The sequence below is a fragment of the Herbidospora galbida genome (assembly GCF_005233835.1).
Lineage (GTDB): Bacteria > Actinomycetota > Actinomycetes > Streptosporangiales > Streptosporangiaceae > Herbidospora > Herbidospora galbida.
In genome coordinates this window covers 34,046-49,371 of record NZ_SZQA01000047.1, presented here as the reverse complement: position 1 = coordinate 49,371, position 15,326 = coordinate 34,046, and the positions used below count along the sequence as shown (strand labels likewise).

General features: G+C 71.5%; 16 protein-coding genes. 5 read left to right on the top strand and 11 right to left on the bottom strand.

The annotated features are described in order from the left end of the window. The 4 genes from FDA94_RS33975 to FDA94_RS33960 all read right to left on the bottom strand — a co-directional run. On the bottom strand, positions 1-418 hold a 418-nt coding region (locus FDA94_RS33975), incomplete at its 3' end, for a thioesterase II family protein (RefSeq protein ID WP_212735632.1). Further along, the gene (locus FDA94_RS33970) at positions 415-1,188 is read right to left on the bottom strand and encodes an AfsR/SARP family transcriptional regulator (RefSeq protein WP_137251159.1); all 774 of its coding nucleotides are present in this window, start codon (positions 1,186-1,188) and stop codon (positions 415-417) included. The genes FDA94_RS33970 and FDA94_RS33975, both read right to left, overlap by 4 nt. A gap of 84 nt (positions 1,189-1,272) precedes the next feature. Then, positions 1,273-1,452, bottom strand: a complete 180-nt coding sequence (locus FDA94_RS33965; protein ID WP_281286676.1) for an LLM class flavin-dependent oxidoreductase — start codon at positions 1,450-1,452, stop codon at positions 1,273-1,275. 108 nt (positions 1,453-1,560) lie between these two features. After that, a complete protein-coding gene (locus FDA94_RS33960; RefSeq protein ID WP_170991244.1) occupies positions 1,561-4,374 on the bottom strand; it encodes an ATP-binding protein in 2,814 nt (937 codons plus the stop codon). A gap of 159 nt (positions 4,375-4,533) precedes the next feature. Here FDA94_RS33960 and FDA94_RS33955 point away from each other — a divergent pair, with 159 nt between their 5' ends. The 3 genes from FDA94_RS33955 (at position 4,534) to FDA94_RS33945 (ending at position 6,139) form a co-directional block, all read left to right on the top strand. Continuing rightward, a complete protein-coding gene (locus FDA94_RS33955) occupies positions 4,534-4,890 on the top strand; it encodes a VOC family protein (protein WP_137251158.1) in 357 nt (118 codons plus the stop codon). Between the two features lie 79 nt (positions 4,891-4,969). After that, a complete protein-coding gene (locus FDA94_RS33950) occupies positions 4,970-5,581 on the top strand; it encodes a VOC family protein (protein ID WP_137251157.1) in 612 nt (203 codons plus the stop codon). Between the two features lie 117 nt (positions 5,582-5,698). Then, positions 5,699-6,139, top strand: coding sequence for an iron chaperone (locus FDA94_RS33945; RefSeq protein ID WP_137251156.1), 441 nt, complete (start codon positions 5,699-5,701; stop codon positions 6,137-6,139). A 238-nt stretch (positions 6,140-6,377) separates the two neighbouring features. Here the strand turns inward: FDA94_RS33945 and FDA94_RS40125 are convergent, their stop codons facing one another. The 7 genes from FDA94_RS40125 to FDA94_RS33910 form a co-directional block, all read right to left on the bottom strand. Next, positions 6,378-6,626: a hypothetical protein gene (locus tag FDA94_RS40125; RefSeq protein ID WP_212735630.1), complete on the bottom strand. Its 249-nt coding sequence runs from the start codon at positions 6,624-6,626 to the stop codon at positions 6,378-6,380. 101 nt (positions 6,627-6,727) lie between these two features. Further along, complete coding sequence (locus FDA94_RS33935; protein WP_246060300.1) at positions 6,728-7,225, bottom strand: TrmH family RNA methyltransferase; 498 nt, start codon at positions 7,223-7,225, stop codon at positions 6,728-6,730. A gap of 105 nt (positions 7,226-7,330) precedes the next feature. Then, positions 7,331-8,161 carry a universal stress protein gene (locus FDA94_RS33930; protein WP_246060299.1) on the bottom strand — a complete coding sequence of 277 codons (831 nt, stop codon included), beginning with the start codon at positions 8,159-8,161 and terminating at the stop codon, positions 7,331-7,333. A 41-nt stretch (positions 8,162-8,202) separates the two neighbouring features. Beyond that, a complete protein-coding gene (locus FDA94_RS33925; RefSeq protein ID WP_246060298.1) occupies positions 8,203-9,168 on the bottom strand; it encodes an ABC transporter permease in 966 nt (321 codons plus the stop codon). Continuing rightward, positions 9,165-10,115: an ABC transporter permease gene (locus FDA94_RS33920; RefSeq protein WP_137251153.1), complete on the bottom strand. Its 951-nt coding sequence runs from the start codon at positions 10,113-10,115 to the stop codon at positions 9,165-9,167. The genes FDA94_RS33925 and FDA94_RS33920 overlap by 4 nt, the downstream gene beginning before the upstream one ends. After that, positions 10,108-11,613, bottom strand: a complete 1,506-nt coding sequence (locus tag FDA94_RS33915) for a sugar ABC transporter ATP-binding protein (RefSeq protein WP_137251152.1) — start codon at positions 11,611-11,613, stop codon at positions 10,108-10,110. Before FDA94_RS33915 ends, FDA94_RS33920 begins: the two co-directional genes overlap by 8 nt. 1 nt (position 11,614) lies before the next feature. After that, a complete protein-coding gene (locus FDA94_RS33910; RefSeq protein ID WP_137251151.1) occupies positions 11,615-12,682 on the bottom strand; it encodes an ABC transporter substrate-binding protein in 1,068 nt (355 codons plus the stop codon). A 206-nt stretch (positions 12,683-12,888) separates the two neighbouring features. On the opposite strand from FDA94_RS33910, the gene FDA94_RS33905 reads away from it, so the two are divergent. After that, positions 12,889-13,698 (top strand): DeoR/GlpR family DNA-binding transcription regulator, encoded by an 810-nt coding sequence (locus tag FDA94_RS33905; protein ID WP_246060297.1) that lies wholly within the window; start codon positions 12,889-12,891, stop codon positions 13,696-13,698. Between the two features lie 77 nt (positions 13,699-13,775). Then, the gene (locus FDA94_RS33900) at positions 13,776-15,302 is read left to right on the top strand and encodes a sugar ABC transporter ATP-binding protein (RefSeq protein ID WP_137251149.1); all 1,527 of its coding nucleotides are present in this window, start codon (positions 13,776-13,778) and stop codon (positions 15,300-15,302) included. The last annotated feature ends 24 nt before the right edge of the window (positions 15,303-15,326 follow it).

Genomic DNA, 15,326 nt, shown 5'->3' with positions numbered 1-15,326 from the left:
CGCCGGGCGGCTCGGGGGAGGGCCGCCACCGCGAGGGCGCGCGGCGGCCCGACAGGATCAGCCGGACGGGCGCCGCGCCCTCGCGGCCCTCCAGCCGGGCGGCCACCTCGTAGGCGAGGGAGGCCCCCATGCTGTGGCCGAGGAACACCCTCGGCCGGGCCGCCGGCTCCCCGAGCACCTCGGCCAGCCGGTCGGCCAGCGCGTGCAGGTCGGTCACCGGCGGTTCGCGATGGCGGTCCTGCCGCCCGGGATACTGCACGGCCAGCGTCTCGACGCCGGGGGCCAGCAGCGCCGACAGCGGATACCAGTAGGCCGCCGCGCCGCCCGCGTGCGGGAAGCAGACCAGCTCGGCCGTGGCCGACGGGCTCGCGTGGTAGCGGCGCAGCCAGGTTTCTGTGGTGATCGGCGGGGTGGTCAACTGGCCGCACGCAGGTCGAGCAGGGCGTCGGAGGTCAGGATCGCGTGGTGCAGCCGCCGCAGCGCCGGGCAGGGCTGCACGCCGAGCTCGGCCTGCAGCACCTGCTGCGCCGTGCGGTAGACCTGCAGCGCGTCGGCCTGCCGCTCCGACCGGTAGAGGGCCAGCATGAGCTGCCGGTAGAACGACTCCCGGAGCGGGTGCTGGGTGATCAGCCCGTTCAGCGGACCGATCACCTCGCGGTGGCGGCCGAGCGCGGTCCGCGCCTCGATCGACAGCTCCAGGCAGTCGAGCCGCTCCTCCTCCGCCCACGCGGCGAACGCGGCCAGCACGGGCCCCTCGGGGAGCTGGTCGAGCACCGGCCCGCGCACCAGCCGCAGCGCCTCCTCGAATTGGGCGAGCGCCTCCTCGTACCGCCCGGCCTGCAGGAAGAGCCTGCCGTGGCCGACGGCCCGCTGGAAGTCGGCCACGTCGTACTCGGCGTCGCGCAGCCGCAGCACGTAGCCGGACGACCGGGTGACGATCGCCTCCCCGTCGCCGTGCCCGGCGGCGGCCAGGAACTTGCGCAGCTGGGAGATGTAGACGTGCAGCGCCGCCGAGGCCCGCTGGGGCGGCGACTCCCCCCACAGCTCGGTGATGAGCTGCTCCTTGGTCGTGACCCACTCCGCCCTGACGAGCAGGATGGCCAGGGTCGTCTCCATCTTCGGAGCACTGAGGAAATGGGACTCCCGGCCGTCGGACACACGGAGCGGCCCAAGCAGTTCGTAACGCATCGGCACCTCTGGCGGCAGTGGACTGATGTCCTCCACACTCTTCGGCCCGGCCGCTCCGCACATCAGCGAAACTACGTATATACCCTAAAAACCTACGTATTTTGTAGGGAAATCGCCCCGGTTCCAGCCGAGCCCCACCCCGAGCCGGAACCGGCCGCCGGTGAGCAGGTCGACCTCGGCCGCCTGCTTGGCCGGCAGCGCGGTCTGCCGCTGCGGCGCGATGATGATCGCGGTCACCATCTCGAGCGAGGTCAGCGCGGCCAGGTAGCCGAACCGTCGGTTCCCATGTGAAGTGATCCGGGGGAAGGCTCCGGCCTGGGGTGGATCAGCTTGCGTGGAATATTTACCCTGGCGACTGTCAGTCTGAGGTCGTCACGGGTGTCGGGGCAGGGCCATCGGGGCGAAGCCGAGATCGGCCAGCACGGCCGCGCCGCGGGCGGCGTGATCGCCCCCGGCGAGCACCAGGGTCCGCGCCGACTGATAGCGGCAGCCGGCGGTGTCGAACGCATCTGCCGTGGCGAGCAACCGCTCCCGGTCATTGTTGAGCAGCGCTTGGGCCCGCTCCACGATGGCACCGGCGACCGGGTTGCCGGCCACGACGGTCCGAGCCTCGGCCAGACGGTCGCCGGCATCGGAGCTCCTGGCGAGCACGGCAGCTTCGGCGCGCAGCGCCACATACCAGTGCAGCCAGATCCAGGTGACCCATTGCCACACCTCGCCGGGCTCAGGCGCCAGCCGCTCCAGCGCCTCCGATGCCTGCCCACGGTGGAGTAGAAGCATCGCCTCGAAGATCGCCCCGTAGCCGTAGGTATTCCTCGATGAGGGGTCGAGCCGATTCAGCACCGCGCTCCATTCGCGCCAGGCATCCTGGTCCTCGCGTAGGCCGTGGATCGTCGCCACCGCGGCCGCCGACGGACCGAGGACGGACCTGGCGGGGCTGCCGGCCTGCTGCCACGCGTCGAGGAACCGGACGCTGCCGGTCAGTATCTCCTCGACGTTGCCCGCCAACGCGTCGGCCACAAGGAGCCAGCCCGTGGCACGGTGGCCGACTTCCGCCAGCAGTGGATGATCCGCGAGTTGCCGTGCCCACCGGCGGGCACCCGGCAGGTCGCCGGTGCCAAGGCTGGCCTCGGTGGCCTCACCAAGCGCCTCGATCAGCTCGTGGGTAGCGGCCGGGGTATCCGGTGTGGATGAGAGCAGCGTGATCCGGCGCCGGGCCGTGTCGGCGGCGGCGAACGTGTCACCGGCCCAGCTCCGGGCGCAGGTGAGCGTATCGAGCGCGGCGGACTCGGCGAGCGGGTCACGCGTGCGGTGAGCGAGTTCGACCGCTCGTTCGGCGCGTGCGATCGTCATGGGAACAGCGTTGTCGTTCAGGCCCGGTGCGGCACCGAGCTCGGTGAGCGCCCGCCCAGCCTCGGCCAGCGCCACCGCGGCCTGGGCGGCCGGGTCGTCGTCGCCCAGCTCCCGCGCCTGGGTGATGAGCGCGATCGCCTCGTCCTGTGGCAGCTTCTGGACGAACTTGCCGGAGAACCGGTAGGCGTTGGCGGCGGCGGTCGCCAGGTCACAGGCGGCGCCGGCGGTGTCGCCGGACCGGCGGGCGGCGTCCGCGGCCGCGCGGTGCAGGCGGTACATGTCATCACCATGCATCCGGCACCCGGCCACGGCCGCGGCGTGCCGGAGCATCGACGCCCCGGCGGCGGGGTCGCCGGCGAGCGCGGCGGCCTGCTCATAGCGCCCCTGGGACTCGCCGATCAGGTTACGGATGAAGGTCAGCTCCGCCAGGTGCCGGGCGAGATCGTACGCGTCCGTGCGCTGTTCCGGCCGGTCGGCCGCCCACGCCAGGGCGGCGCGCAGATCGTCCGCCACCGCGTCGAACCGGGCCCGCCAGTCCGCTCCTACCACCGCCAGCTCGGCGGCCTTGGCCAGGCACCAGCGAACGTGGCGGGATCGAGCGTCGACCAGCTCACCGGCCTCGGCCAGCCGCTCCGTCCCGTACTGGCGGATGGTCTCCAACGCCCGGTACTCGGTCCCGCCCGGGGACGCCGTCACCACCAGCAGGCTCTGTTCGGCCAGCCGGGCCAGTCCCTCGGCGACAATGCCTTCCTCGGAACCGGCTGCCTCCGCCGCCGCGGCAGCGGTGAAGGGTGCCACGAACACCGACACCTGGCGCAGCAGCGCCCGGTCGGCCGGTTCCAGCAGAGCATGGCTCCAGTCCAGAGCCCCCCGCACCGAACGGTGCCGCTCATCGGCGCGGGAGCCGCCGGTCAGCATCCGCAGCGGGTGGGACAGGGCGGCGTTGATGCCGTCCAGCCCGAGCGTGGAACACCGGGCGGCGGCCAGCTCGATCGCCAGCGCCATCCCATCCAGCCGCTCGCAGATCGAGGCGATCTGGTCGTCCAATGCGGGATCCAGCGACCGGCCCACCGCCGCCGCCCGCTCCCTGAACAACGCGACCGCGTCGGACTCACCGTCGACGGACAGCGACAGCGGCGGGACCGGATACACCCGTTCGAACGGCACCATCAGCCGTGCCTGGCTGGTCGCCAGCACCGTCACCCGAGGGCACGTCGCCAGCAGCCGCTCGAGAAACAGCGCCACCCCGTCCACCACGTGCTCGCAGTTGTCCAGCACCAGCAGCGCATGGCGGTCGGCCAGCGCGGCGACCACGGATTCGGTCATGTCGCGGCCGGGCTGCTCACCGAGGCCGAGCGCCCCGGCGACCGCCGTGGCGATCAGGCCCGGATCGGTGACCGGAACCAGGTCGACGAACCACACCCCGTCGGCGTACTCGCCGGCTGCTTCCGCGGCCACCGCCAACGCCAGCCGGGTCTTGCCCACTCCGCCGGAACCGACCGCGGTCACCTGCCGGTGTGCCTTGATCATCTCGGCCAGCTCGGCCCGCTCGCTCACCCGGCCGACGAACGAGGTCAGCGGAGTCGGCAGAACCGGTGCCAGGTGAGACGGGCCGACGCCGGCCGGCTCGGGCGCGCGATGGGCGAGCGCCCGCCGATCCGGCACCTCCAGCTTGCGCAGCAGTGAGGAGACGTGACTCTCCACGGTACGCACCGAGATGCACAGCCGTACCGCGATCTCGGCGTTGCTGAGATGGGCCCCGACCAGTTCCAGCACTTCGGCTTCCCGAGGCGAGATGTCCACTCCTGCAATCACGGTCACATATTGCCGCATCCCTCCGTGCTCTCATCCGTAGTGGCCACTGTGCGCGATCCGTGCCGTCGATCCGTGGGCGGTTCCGTGATCACCACGGATGCGGGCCGGCCAGGCCGGAAGCAAAGCTGTGAACACGCAGACAGCGGGTCGATGAGACCCACCACCACAGGAGTGACCATGACCGGCTCTTTCACCCAGGGAATCAAGACCGTGCTGCACCCCGTGTCCGACCTGGCGAAGGCCAAAGCGGTGTATGCGGCCCTGCTCGGCATCCCGCCGCAGACCGACTCGTCCTACTACGTCGGCTTCGAGGCTGAGGGCCAGCACATCGGGCTGGTGCCGGGCGGTGGACCGCAGGGCATGACCTCACCGGTGGCCTACTGGCACGTGCCGGACATCGAGGCGAAGCTGGCCGAGGTGATCGCCGCGGGGGCCACCGTGCGGGAGGCCGCGCACGAGGTCGGTGGCGGCCGCCTGGTGGCCACCGTCATCGACCCCGACGGCAACGTCCTGGGACTCCTGCAGGACCGTTGAGCGCCGCCCGCCCCTGCCATGTCCGCCGCGTAGCGGCCGCCGATAAGACGACAAACCCACCTTGCGCAAAGGACCTGCCATGACCTCCTTCGAATCCGTCACCCTGGAAGTCCCCGACCCCACGGCCGCGGACGCCTTCTACAACGCCTTCGGTCTGGGCCCTTACGTGCACGTCCGCGCCTCGGATGCGCCGACGACCGGCTTCCGTGGGTTCGCGCTGTCACTCGTGGTGTCCCAGCCGGGCAACGTCGACGCCCTCGTCGGCGCCGCCCTCGACGCCGGCGCCACGACGCTGAAGCCCGCCACGAAGGGGTTCTGGGGCTACGGCGGCGTCGTACGTGCCCCGGACGGGACGATCTGCAAGATCGCGACCTCGAAGAAGAAGGACACCGGCCCTGCCGCCCGGCACATCGACCAGGTCGCGCTCCTGTTGGGAGTGGCGGACGTCAAGGCGAGCAAGCGGTTCTACGTCGACCGCGGCCTGGCCGTGGCCAAGAGCTTCGGCGGCAAGTACGTCGAGTTCGACACCCCGTCGTCGGCCGTCACGCTGGCGCTCTACCCGCGCCGCGCCCTCGCCAAGGACACCGGCGTCTCTCAGGAGGGCATCGGATCGCACCGGATCGTGATCGGCGGTGACGCCGGGCCCTTCACCGACCCAGACGGGTTCGTGTGGAAGGTCGCATCCGTCTGAGGCACACGGCGAGACGACCTCGGCAGCATCATCACGCAGGTACAAGCCGGTGGGGCCGAGGTCAAAGGTCCCTTCTCAAGATCCCGAACAGCAAGATCCTCAAGGAGAGAATCCGTCATGAGCAGCACCTACCAGGGATTCACGGCCGAGGAGCGGGCCGCAATGAAGGACCACGCTCAAGAGCAGAAGAAGGCAGCGCGCCGCAGCTCACGCGCGGACAAGGCGGCGCAGGACCAGCGTGACGTACTCGCGAAGATCGCCGAAATGCAGGAATCGGACCGGATCTTGGCCGAGCGTGTCCATGCCGTCATCACCGCCAGCGCCCCGGTCCTCGCGCCGAAGCTCTGGTATGGGATGCCCGCCTACGCGCTGGACGGCAAAATCGTCTGCCACTTCCAGAGCGCGGCCAAGTTCAAGACACGCTACGCCACGCTCGGGTTCAGCGACCAGGCGAACCTGGACGACGGCACGATGTGGGCCACCGGTTTCGCCCTGACCGAGGTGACGGCCGAAGTGGAGGCGCGGATCAGTGCGCTGGTGAAGCAGGCGGTGAGCTGAGGCGCGGCCAGGAATGTGCGCACTAAATTGAGCCAACTCAGGTCATACATCACTTTCGTCGAATGACGTCGGCTCGCGCATGTCACCGGATGTTGCCCGCGATGTCTCTGCTGAGCAGATCAAACGCCGTCGTATCTCGTTCTGCTCGCCGGGAGGCTTGTCCCCAGTAAGGGGAGAGCGTGATCGACGCACAGATGATCGTCAGGACAGCGGGTGATCGGCTCAGGCAAGGGGCCTTCTAGTTGTTCTGACCTGAGAGGTTGGGTGCACGGTTGGCGGATGGGTGGCCGTCGAGTGCGGTGTGGCCGCGATGGTGACTGGGGAAGTGCAGCCATTGCGGGAGTGCTTGACGGCGGTGTGTTTCGGTGGCGTAGGGCCGGGCGTAGGCCCATTCCTCCAGCAGGGTGCGGTCGGCCCCCAGCACGTGGTCGTAGGCCATCACGTGGGTGAAGCCCAGCTCCTCCACCGGGTGCCCGTAGACGCGCACCGCGCCGGCGTCGGGTCCGATCTCGGTCTGGGGGAGACGGCGCCGATCCGCATGTCCGCTCCTTCGCATGGCCTGGTACCGATCATCATTCCGCGTTCGGGTCAGGCCATGCCCGCCAGCTTGTAGAGCACCAGCGACCCCGCGACCGCCACGTTGAGGCTGGCGCCGGTCCCGATCATCGGGATCTCCACCACGTCGTCGAGCAGGTCGAGGGCCTCCGGCGGGATGCCGTCCTGTTCGTGCCCGAGGACGGCCACGGTCGGCCGCCGCGCCATCGGCAGGTCGGCCAGCCTGATCGCGTTCTCCGCCAGTTCCACCCCGAGCACCCGCGCTCCGGCCGCCCGTTGCCCGGCGAGCCACCCGAACGGTCGCACCCAGTGGACGCAGGGCCGATGCCGCAGCGTGTCGCCCCTGGCCAGCGCCTCCGGCACCCACGGCAGCCGGGGCACGGCCAGGCAGGCGCCCACCGCATCACAGGTGCGAAGAAGAGTGCCCAGGTTGGCGCCGTGCATGGGCCAGAGCGGGGCGGCGTACAGATGCCCGAGACACCCCGGCGAGCGGCGGCGACGCCGGGCGCGGAGGTCTTTGGAGGTCCGCATCCGGACGCTCATGGCATCGGGTCGTGCTCATCCATGAGAAAGGGCGCTTCATCGGCACGCCCGGGCCATCTAAGAAAGACGAATCCCGATGATCGTACCGAATCGTCACCGCGCGCGCACGACCACGACCGGGCAGGGGGCGACGTGCAGCAGGGCCTGGCTGACCGACCCCAGGATCATCCCGGTCAGCAGGCCGCGTCCGCGTGATCCGACCACCAGGAGCCCGGCCCCGGCGGCGGCCTGGCGCAGGACGTCGACCGGGCTCCCCTCCACGATCTCCATCGACGGGTGGACGTCCGGGTGACGCTCCCGGCCTTCCGCCAGCGCCTTCGCCAGCGCCTGCCTGCTCGCCTCCGGACCGCCGCCGAGGAGGTCGCGCCAGCTCCAGGCGAGGACGGCGCGCAGGTCGGCGCCGCGGGCGGCGGCCTCCCGGAAGGCGAAGTCGAGCACGTCGGCCTGGGCCGCCGACCCGTCGACGCCGACGACGACCTCCGCGTCGGGCGCGGCCGCCGAGGCGCGCACCACGACCACGTCGCAGTGGGCGTGACCGGCCACGCCCAGCGCGACCGAACCGATCAGGAGGCCGCGCAGGGTGCCCATCCCGGAATCGCCGACCACGAGCAGGTCGGCCTCGGCGGAGGCCTCGATGAGCTCCTGCCGGGGGTCGCCACCCACCAGGGCGGTCTCGACGGCGACCTTCCCGGCCGCGCGCATGGCGGCGGCCGCCGCCTCGAGCAGGGCGGTCTCGCCGCCCTTGCGCATCCACGCGCCGATCTCGGCGATCGCGCCGGTCGGGCCGTCCTCCAGGCACCAGGCCGGGACGACGCTCACGAGCCGGAGCGGCACTTCGCGCACGACCGCCTCCCGCGCCGCCCACTCCACCGCCAGCAACCCGGGACGCAGCCCGTCGACCCCCACGACGATCATGCCGTCCATGTGATCACATCGGGTCGCGGACGTCCGGGAGGTCGGCCGCCCTACGAGTCGTCGTCGCGCACGCCGCCGAGCACCCGGTGCGTGATCACCACCGCCGCGAGGAACGCCCCGCTGACGACCTGCTGGAACGACGACGAGAGCCCCGGGATCTGGTTGATCAGATTCTGGATCACCCCGAGCAGCAGCGCCCCCGCGATCGTGCCGCCGAGCCCGCCGGCCCCGCCCGTGAGCAGGGTCCCGCCGATCACCACGGCCGCGATCACGTCGAGTTCCATGCCGATGCCCAGGATGGTCACGCCCGAGGAGAGCCGGGCCGCGTTGAGCGCCCCCGCGAGCCCGGCCAGCAGCCCGGACGTCAGATAGACCACGATCTTGGTACGGGCGACCGGCACCCCCATCAGCGCCGCGGCGTCCTCGTTGCCGCCGATGGCGTAGACGTTCTGGCCGAACCCGGTCCGCTGCAGGAACACCACCGCCACGGCCAGGATCGCCAGCATGACCAGGAACGGGTAGCCGACGTCGAGCACGGCGCCCTGCCCGATCGAGGCGAACAGGTCGTCCTCCACGAGATAGGTCGTCGCGCCCTCGTCGGTCAGCGACAGCATCAGCCCCCGCGCCGCGAGCAGCCCGGCCAGGGTGACGATGAACGGCGCCATCCGCGTCCGGGCGATGATCACGCCCTGGACCAGCCCGAAGACCCCGCACACCACGAGCGGCAGCAGCAGCGCCACGACGACGCCGTACCGCGAGCCGTAGGCCGCCAGCACGCCGCCGAGCACGAACAGCGACCCCACCGACAGGTCGATCCCGCCGGAGATGATCACGAAGGTCATGCCGACGGCCACGATCGCCAGGAACGAGGAGGCGGTGGCGATGTTGCCCAGGTTGGCGGGCGTGGTGAAGGAGTCGAAGGCGAGCGTCCCGATGACCAGCAGCGCGCCGAGCACCAGCAGCGCGCCGTGCCGCCGGAACAGGCTGCCCGCCCGCTCCCGTGTGGTGGTGGTCACCGGCGCTCCCGGGCTGCGTACACGGCCGCGAGGATGATCACGGCCTGGGCCATCTGCGTCCACGACTGGGGCAGGTTGTGCTTGATCAGGGTGGCTTGGAGCAGCTGCATGAGCAGGGCGCCCATCACGGTGCCGAGCACCCTGACCCGGCCGCCGGTCAGCGGCGTGCCGCCGACCACGACCGCGGTGATGGCCGACAGCTCCATGAACAGCCCCAGCGAGGTCGGGTCGCTGGCCTGCAGCCGGGAGGTGGCCAGCACCCCGGCGACCGCGGCGAGCACCCCGGCCAGGACGTAGACGGTCAGCAGGATCCGGCGCACCGGCAGCCCCGACAGCCTGCTGGCGGTCCGGTTGCCGCCCACCGCGACGAGCTGCCGGCCGAAGGTGGTCCGGCGGACCAGGAACGCGACCGCCGCGACCAGCACGACCGCGACGAGCACGACGATCGGCACCCCGGCCACCGAGTCGCTGCCGATGGCGACCAGGGTCGGATTGGTGAACTCCCGCAGCTGCGGCAGGAACACGTTGGCCAGCCCCCGCACCCCGACCAGCAGGGCCAGCGTCGCCACGATCGGCTGCACTCCCACGACCGCGACGAGCACGCCGCCCGCCGCGCCGACCAGCGCCCCGGCCAGCAGCGCCATCGCGATGGCCGGCAGGGCGCCGTACCCGAGATAGAGGGCGACCATCGAGGCGGCCAGCGCCATCACCGAGCCGACCGACAGGTCGATGCCCTCGGTGCCGATCACCAGGGCCATCCCGAGCGCGACGATCACGATCGGGGCGACCTGCACCAGCTGGGTGCGGAAGTTGTCGGCGGCCAGGAAGTGGGGCGTGAACACGGCGTTGAAGGCGAACAGCACGACGACCGCCGCGTAGACGCCGTAGCGCTGGAGCCAGGAGACCACCCTGACCCTGTCCAGGGCCCGGTCGATCGTCTCAGTCATCGGTCGTCCCCGCGATAGCGGCCATGATCTTCTCCTCGGTCACATCGGCGCCGCTCAGCTCGCCGACCACCGCGCCGTCGCGCAGCACCACGACGCGCTGTGATCCTTCCACCAGCTCCTCCAGGTCGGAGGAGATGAGCAGCACGGCCAGGCCCTCCTCGGCCAGTTCGTCGATGAGGACCTGCACCTCGGCCTTGGCGCCGACGTCGATGCCGCGGGTGGGCTCGTCCAGGAGCAGCACCCGGGGGTTCATCGCCAGCCAGCGCGCGAGCAGCACCTTCTGCTGGTTGCCGCCGGACAGCTCGCCGACGGGCTGGCCCGGACCGGCCGCCTTGATCCGCAGCCGGCGCATGAACCGGTCGACGACGCGGTCGACGTCGCCCTCCGAGACGATCCCGGCCCGCGACAGCCGGGGCAGCGCCGCCAGCGCGATGTTCTCCCGCACCGACAGCGTCGCCACGATCCCCTCGGCCTTGCGGTCCTCGGGCAGCAGGTTGATCCCGGCCCTGATGGCCGAGCCGACCGAGCCGGGCGGCACCGCCTCGCCCGCCACCGAGACGCCGCCGGAGTCGAGGGGGAGCGCCCCGGCGATCGCCTTGGCGGTCTCGCTGCGCCCCGAGCCGAGCAGCCCGCCGAGGCCGACGATCTCACCCGGCCGCACCGCCAGCGACACCTCGTCGAGGACGTGGCGGCGGCTGAGGTTCGTGGCCCGCAGCAGCGGGGCGGCGTGGGAGCGGGCGCGTTCGGCGAACCGGGTCAGGCCCTCCGACCTGACCGCGTCGAGGTCGCGGCCGAGCATCAGCGAGATCAGCCGCAGCCGGTCGAGCCCGGCCAGCGGCCCGGTGTGGACGAGGCGGCCGTCGCGCAGCACGGTCACCCGGTCGCAGATCCGGTAGAGCTCCTCCAGGCGGTGGCTGACGTACACGACCGAACGCCCCTGGCCCCTCAGGTCGCCGATGGCCCGGAACAGCCGGTCAACCTCGCGCGGCTGGAGCGAGGAGGTCGGCTCGTCCATGACGACGACCTGCGCGTGGGCCTCGATGGCGCGGGCCAGGGCGACCATCTGCTGGGCGCCCAGGCCGAGCGACCCGAGCGGGCGGCGGACGTCGGAGCCGATGCCGTACCCGCGCAGGACCTCCCCGGCCCGCTCCCGCATCGCGGCGAAGTCGATGAGCCCGAACCGGCCCCGGGGCTCGCGCCCCAGGAACAGGTTGCGGGCCACGCTCATCTGCGGGACGAGGTTGACCTCCTGGTAGATGGTGGCGATGCCGGCCCGCTGGGCGTCGAGCGGGCTGGCGAACGACACGGGCTCGCCGCGGTACCTGACCTGGCCGGCGTCGGCGCGGTAGACGCCGGTCAGCACCTTGATCAGGGTCGACTTGCCCGCGCCGTTCTCCCCGACGAGGGCGTGCACCTCTCCCGTCCCGAGGGAGAAGGAGACGCCGTCGAGCGCCGTGACCCCCGGGAAGGCCTTCCGCACACCGTCTGTCTCCAGCACGTCAGTAGGCCTGGCCGAGGGAGGCCTCGGCGTTGGCGGCGTCGTACTCGCGGTCGGAGATGATGACCTTCTCGGGGATCGCCTCGCCGTCGAGGAACTTCTGCGCCGTGGCGAAGGCCAGCTGGCCGAAGCGCGGGTTCGACTCGACGACGCCGAAGATCCAGCCGTCGACGATGCCCTGGACGGCGCCCCGGGTGCCGTCGATCGAGACGATCTTGATGTCGCCGGCCTTCTTGCCCGCGCCCTTCAGCGCGGTGACCGCGCCCAGCGCCATCTCGTCGTTCTCGGCGTAGATGCCGTCGATGTCGGGGTTGGACTGGATCAGCTGCTCGGTGACCTGCTGGCCCTTCTCGCGGGCGAACTCGCCGGTCTGCTCGAAGGTGATCTCGATGTCGGGGGCCTTGGCGGCGACCTGCTCCTTGAAGCCCTGCGTGCGTTCGGTGGTGACGTTGTTGCCGGGGGCGCCCAGCAGGATCGCGACCTTGCCCTTGCCGCCCAGCGCCTCGATCATCTGGTCGGCCGCGCGGCGGCCCTGCTCGACGAAGTCCGACCCGATGAAGGTCAGGAAGTCGGCGCAGTGCCTGGCGTTGATCTTCCGATCGATCGTGATGATCGGCACCTTCTTGGCGGCGGCCTGCTGGAGCACCGGCTCCCAGCCGTCGGAGTTGAGCGGGGCGATCACGAGTAATTGCGCGCCCTGGGCGATGAGCTGCTGCACGTCGCTGATCTGCTTGGCGAACTGCGACTGGGCGTTGGTGACCTTGAGGTTGGCGATGCCCAGCTTGGCGGCCTCGTCCTTGATCGACTGGGTCTCGGCGATGCGGAAGGGGTTGGCCTCCTTCTCCGACTGGGAGAACCCGACGACCGCGGTCTTCAGGTCGAACGCGGTCGCGCCCTGCCGGGCGATCGTGCAGCCCGCGCCGGCCGGGCCGGTGGGGCTCTCCACGACCTGCTGCTGGGCGTCGGAGCCGCCCGGCTCCGGCGCCGTGGCCGTGTTCTCGGACTTCGCGCAGCCCGAGACGAGAAGCGCGGCCGCGCCGAGGAGCGCGGCGGCCCGGTGTCGGAGCATGGGGTCCTCCTGTGGCGATCGTTGGTGATCAAATGGTGCGGAGATTTCGCAACGGGCCGATAACCGAGAGGACACGTAGCGGTCACAATCGATCGAATATGATCGGACTCGATCACATCCGATGTTTGTGCAGGCTGTCATCCATCCGTGACGCGGATTCTTTAAGATCGGGCCGATCAGCACTAGTCACAGGGGCGGGCAGACAGGTGACGGACGGGAAGTTCCAGGACGCGGCCGAGGGGGCCCGGCCGGTGTTCGCCGCCGAGCGGCGGCAGCGGATCCTCGAACTCGTGCGGGCCAACGGCGCCGTCTCGCTGCGCGACCTGGCCCGGTCGGTCGGCTCCTCCGAGGTCACGGTCCGTCGCGACGTCCGCATCCTGGAGGCCGAGGGCCTGCTCGACCGCCACCACGGCGGCGCCACCATGCCGGGCGAGCTGTCGCGGGAGCCGTCCTACCCGCAGAAGGCCCAGCTCTCGGGCGCCGAGAAGACCAACATCGCCGATTTGGCCGTCTCCCTCGTCGAAGACGGCGACGCCATCGCCGTCGGCGCCGGCACCACCACCCAGGCGCTGGCCCGGCGGCTGGCCCGCCACGCCGACCTGGTCGTCGTGACCAACTCCCTGCTGGTCGCCCAGGCCCTCGCCGACTCGCCGCGCATCGAGGTGGTCATGACGGGCGGCACGCTGCGCGGCTCCATCCACGCCCTGGTCGGCAGCGCGGCCGAGGCCTCGCTCGCCGGGCTGCGCGTCCGCCGGGCCTTCGTGTCGGGCAACGGGCTGACCCCCGAGCGCGGCCTGTCGACGCCGAACATGCAGGTCGCCGGGGTCGACCGGGCCATCGCGACGGCGGCGGAGGAGGTCGTCGTGCTGGCCGACCACACCAAGATCGGCGTCGACACGATGGTCCAGACCGTGCCGACCGAGCAGATCGCCCACCTGGTCACCGACGACGGCGCGCCGACGGAGGTCCTCGACGACCTGGCGTCCCGGGGTGTCCGTCTGCACGTCGCGTCCTGATCGGTTCTTTACGGAAATGTTTCTTTTCTCCGTCATCATCGGGGCAGGCTTTCCCCCGGCGATCCACGGAGGGTCATATGGCAGCCGCCGTGCGGGCCGTCGAGGCGGCGGGCATCGTCAAGAACTTCCCCGGCGTCCGGGCGCTCGACCACGTCTCGTTCACCCTCGCCGCCGGTGAGGTGCACGCGCTCGTCGGGGAGAACGGCGCGGGCAAGTCCACCCTGGTCAAGGTGCTGACGGGGGTCCTGCGCCCCGACGCCGGGCGATTACGGCTGCACGGCGAGGAGGTCCGCTTCACCGACCCCCTGCACGCCCGCCGCGCCGGGATCTCCACCGTCCACCAGGACGGCAATCTGGTGCCCAGCCTCAGCGTCGCCCGCAACCTCTTCCTCGGCCGCGAACCCCGGGGCCGCCTCGGCCTGATCGACCTCGCCCGGACCCACGCCCTCGCCGACAGCCTGCTGTGCCTGTACGGCCTCCGCCTCGACGTCCGCCGCCCGCTCGGCGCGTTCGGCCCCGGCACCCGGCAGCTGATCGCCCTGGTCAGGGCCGTGCAGACCGACGCCCGCGTGGTGATCCTCGACGAGCCGACCTCGTCGCTGGAGGCAGGGGAGGCCGAGACCCTCTTCGAGGCCGTCGACCGGCTGAGAGCCGAGGGTCGTTCCGTCCTGTACGTCAGCCACCGCCTCGCCGAGATTTACCGCCTCTGCGACCGGGTCACCGTGCTGCGCGACGGCCGGGTGGTGCACACCGGCCCGGTCGACCGCCTCGACCGCCTCCGCCTGGTGTCGCTGATGCTCGGCCGCCGGCCCTCCGACCTCGCCGAACAGGGCGCCACCGCGTTCACCGGCTCCCAGGCCGCCCCCGCCGACGCCCCGCTCCTCGACGTCACCGCCCTGTCGAGGGAGCCGGTGCTGAAGGGCGTGTCGCTGGCGGTGCGCCCCGGCGAGGTGGTCGGCCTGGGCGGCCTGATCGGCTCGGGCCGCAGCGAGACCGCCCGCGCCATCGCCGGCGCGCTGCCGCTCGACTCGGGCCGGGTCGCGGTCGCGGGCCTGCCCGTCCGGGCCCGCACGGTCCGCGGCGCGATCCGCGCGGGCATCGGCATGCTGCCGGAGAACCGCGCCGTCGAGGGTCTGATCCCGTCGCTGTCGGTCCGCGAGAACATCGCCCTGGCCGCCCTGCCGAGGCTGTCGCGGGCCGGGATCGTCTCCGAGCGCCGGATCGACCGGGTCGTCGAGACCTTCGTCCACCGCCTCGGCATCGGCGCGGCCGGTCCCGGCCAGCCCGTCGGCGAGCTGTCGGGCGGCAACCAGCAGAAGGTCCTGCTGGCCCGCTGGCTGGCGATGAACCCGCGCGTGCTGCTCCTCGACGAGCCCACCCGGGGCATCGACGTGGGCGCCAAGGCCGAGGTCCAGGCGCTCATCGACGACCTGGCGGTCGAGGGCCTGGCGGTCCTGCTCATCTCCTCCGACCTGGAGGAACTCGTGGAGGGCTCCGACCGCGTGGTGGTCCTGCGCGACGGCGTGGTGGCCGCCGAACTGGGCGGCCCCGACCTCACCGCCGACCTCGTCATGCGGACGATGGCCACCGTCGATCGGATCTGATTGATATCTGGTCAAATGTGATCG

Excerpts from the sequence above, each read along its gene's own strand:
- FDA94_RS33920 (WP_137251153.1), bottom strand. The coding sequence starts at position 10,115 with ATGACTGAGACGATCGACCGGGCCCTGGACAGGGTCAGGGTGGTCTCC.
- FDA94_RS33935 (WP_246060300.1), bottom strand. The coding sequence starts at position 7,225 with ATGCGGACCTCCAAAGACCTCCGCGCCCGGCGTCGCCGCCGCTCGCCG.
- FDA94_RS33945 (WP_137251156.1), top strand. The coding sequence starts at position 5,699 with ATGAGCAGCACCTACCAGGGATTCACGGCCGAGGAGCGGGCCGCAATG.
- FDA94_RS33955 (WP_137251158.1), top strand. The coding sequence starts at position 4,534 with ATGACCGGCTCTTTCACCCAGGGAATCAAGACCGTGCTGCACCCCGTG.
- FDA94_RS33930 (WP_246060299.1), bottom strand. The coding sequence starts at position 8,161 with ATGGACGGCATGATCGTCGTGGGGGTCGACGGGCTGCGTCCCGGGTTG.
- FDA94_RS33960 (WP_170991244.1), bottom strand. The coding sequence starts at position 4,374 with ATGCGGCAATATGTGACCGTGATTGCAGGAGTGGACATCTCGCCTCGG.
- FDA94_RS33970 (WP_137251159.1), bottom strand. The coding sequence starts at position 1,188 with ATGCGTTACGAACTGCTTGGGCCGCTCCGTGTGTCCGACGGCCGGGAG.
- FDA94_RS33900 (WP_137251149.1), top strand. The coding sequence starts at position 13,776 with ATGGCAGCCGCCGTGCGGGCCGTCGAGGCGGCGGGCATCGTCAAGAAC.
- FDA94_RS33910 (WP_137251151.1), bottom strand. The coding sequence starts at position 12,682 with ATGCTCCGACACCGGGCCGCCGCGCTCCTCGGCGCGGCCGCGCTTCTC.
- FDA94_RS33950 (WP_137251157.1), top strand. The coding sequence starts at position 4,970 with ATGACCTCCTTCGAATCCGTCACCCTGGAAGTCCCCGACCCCACGGCC.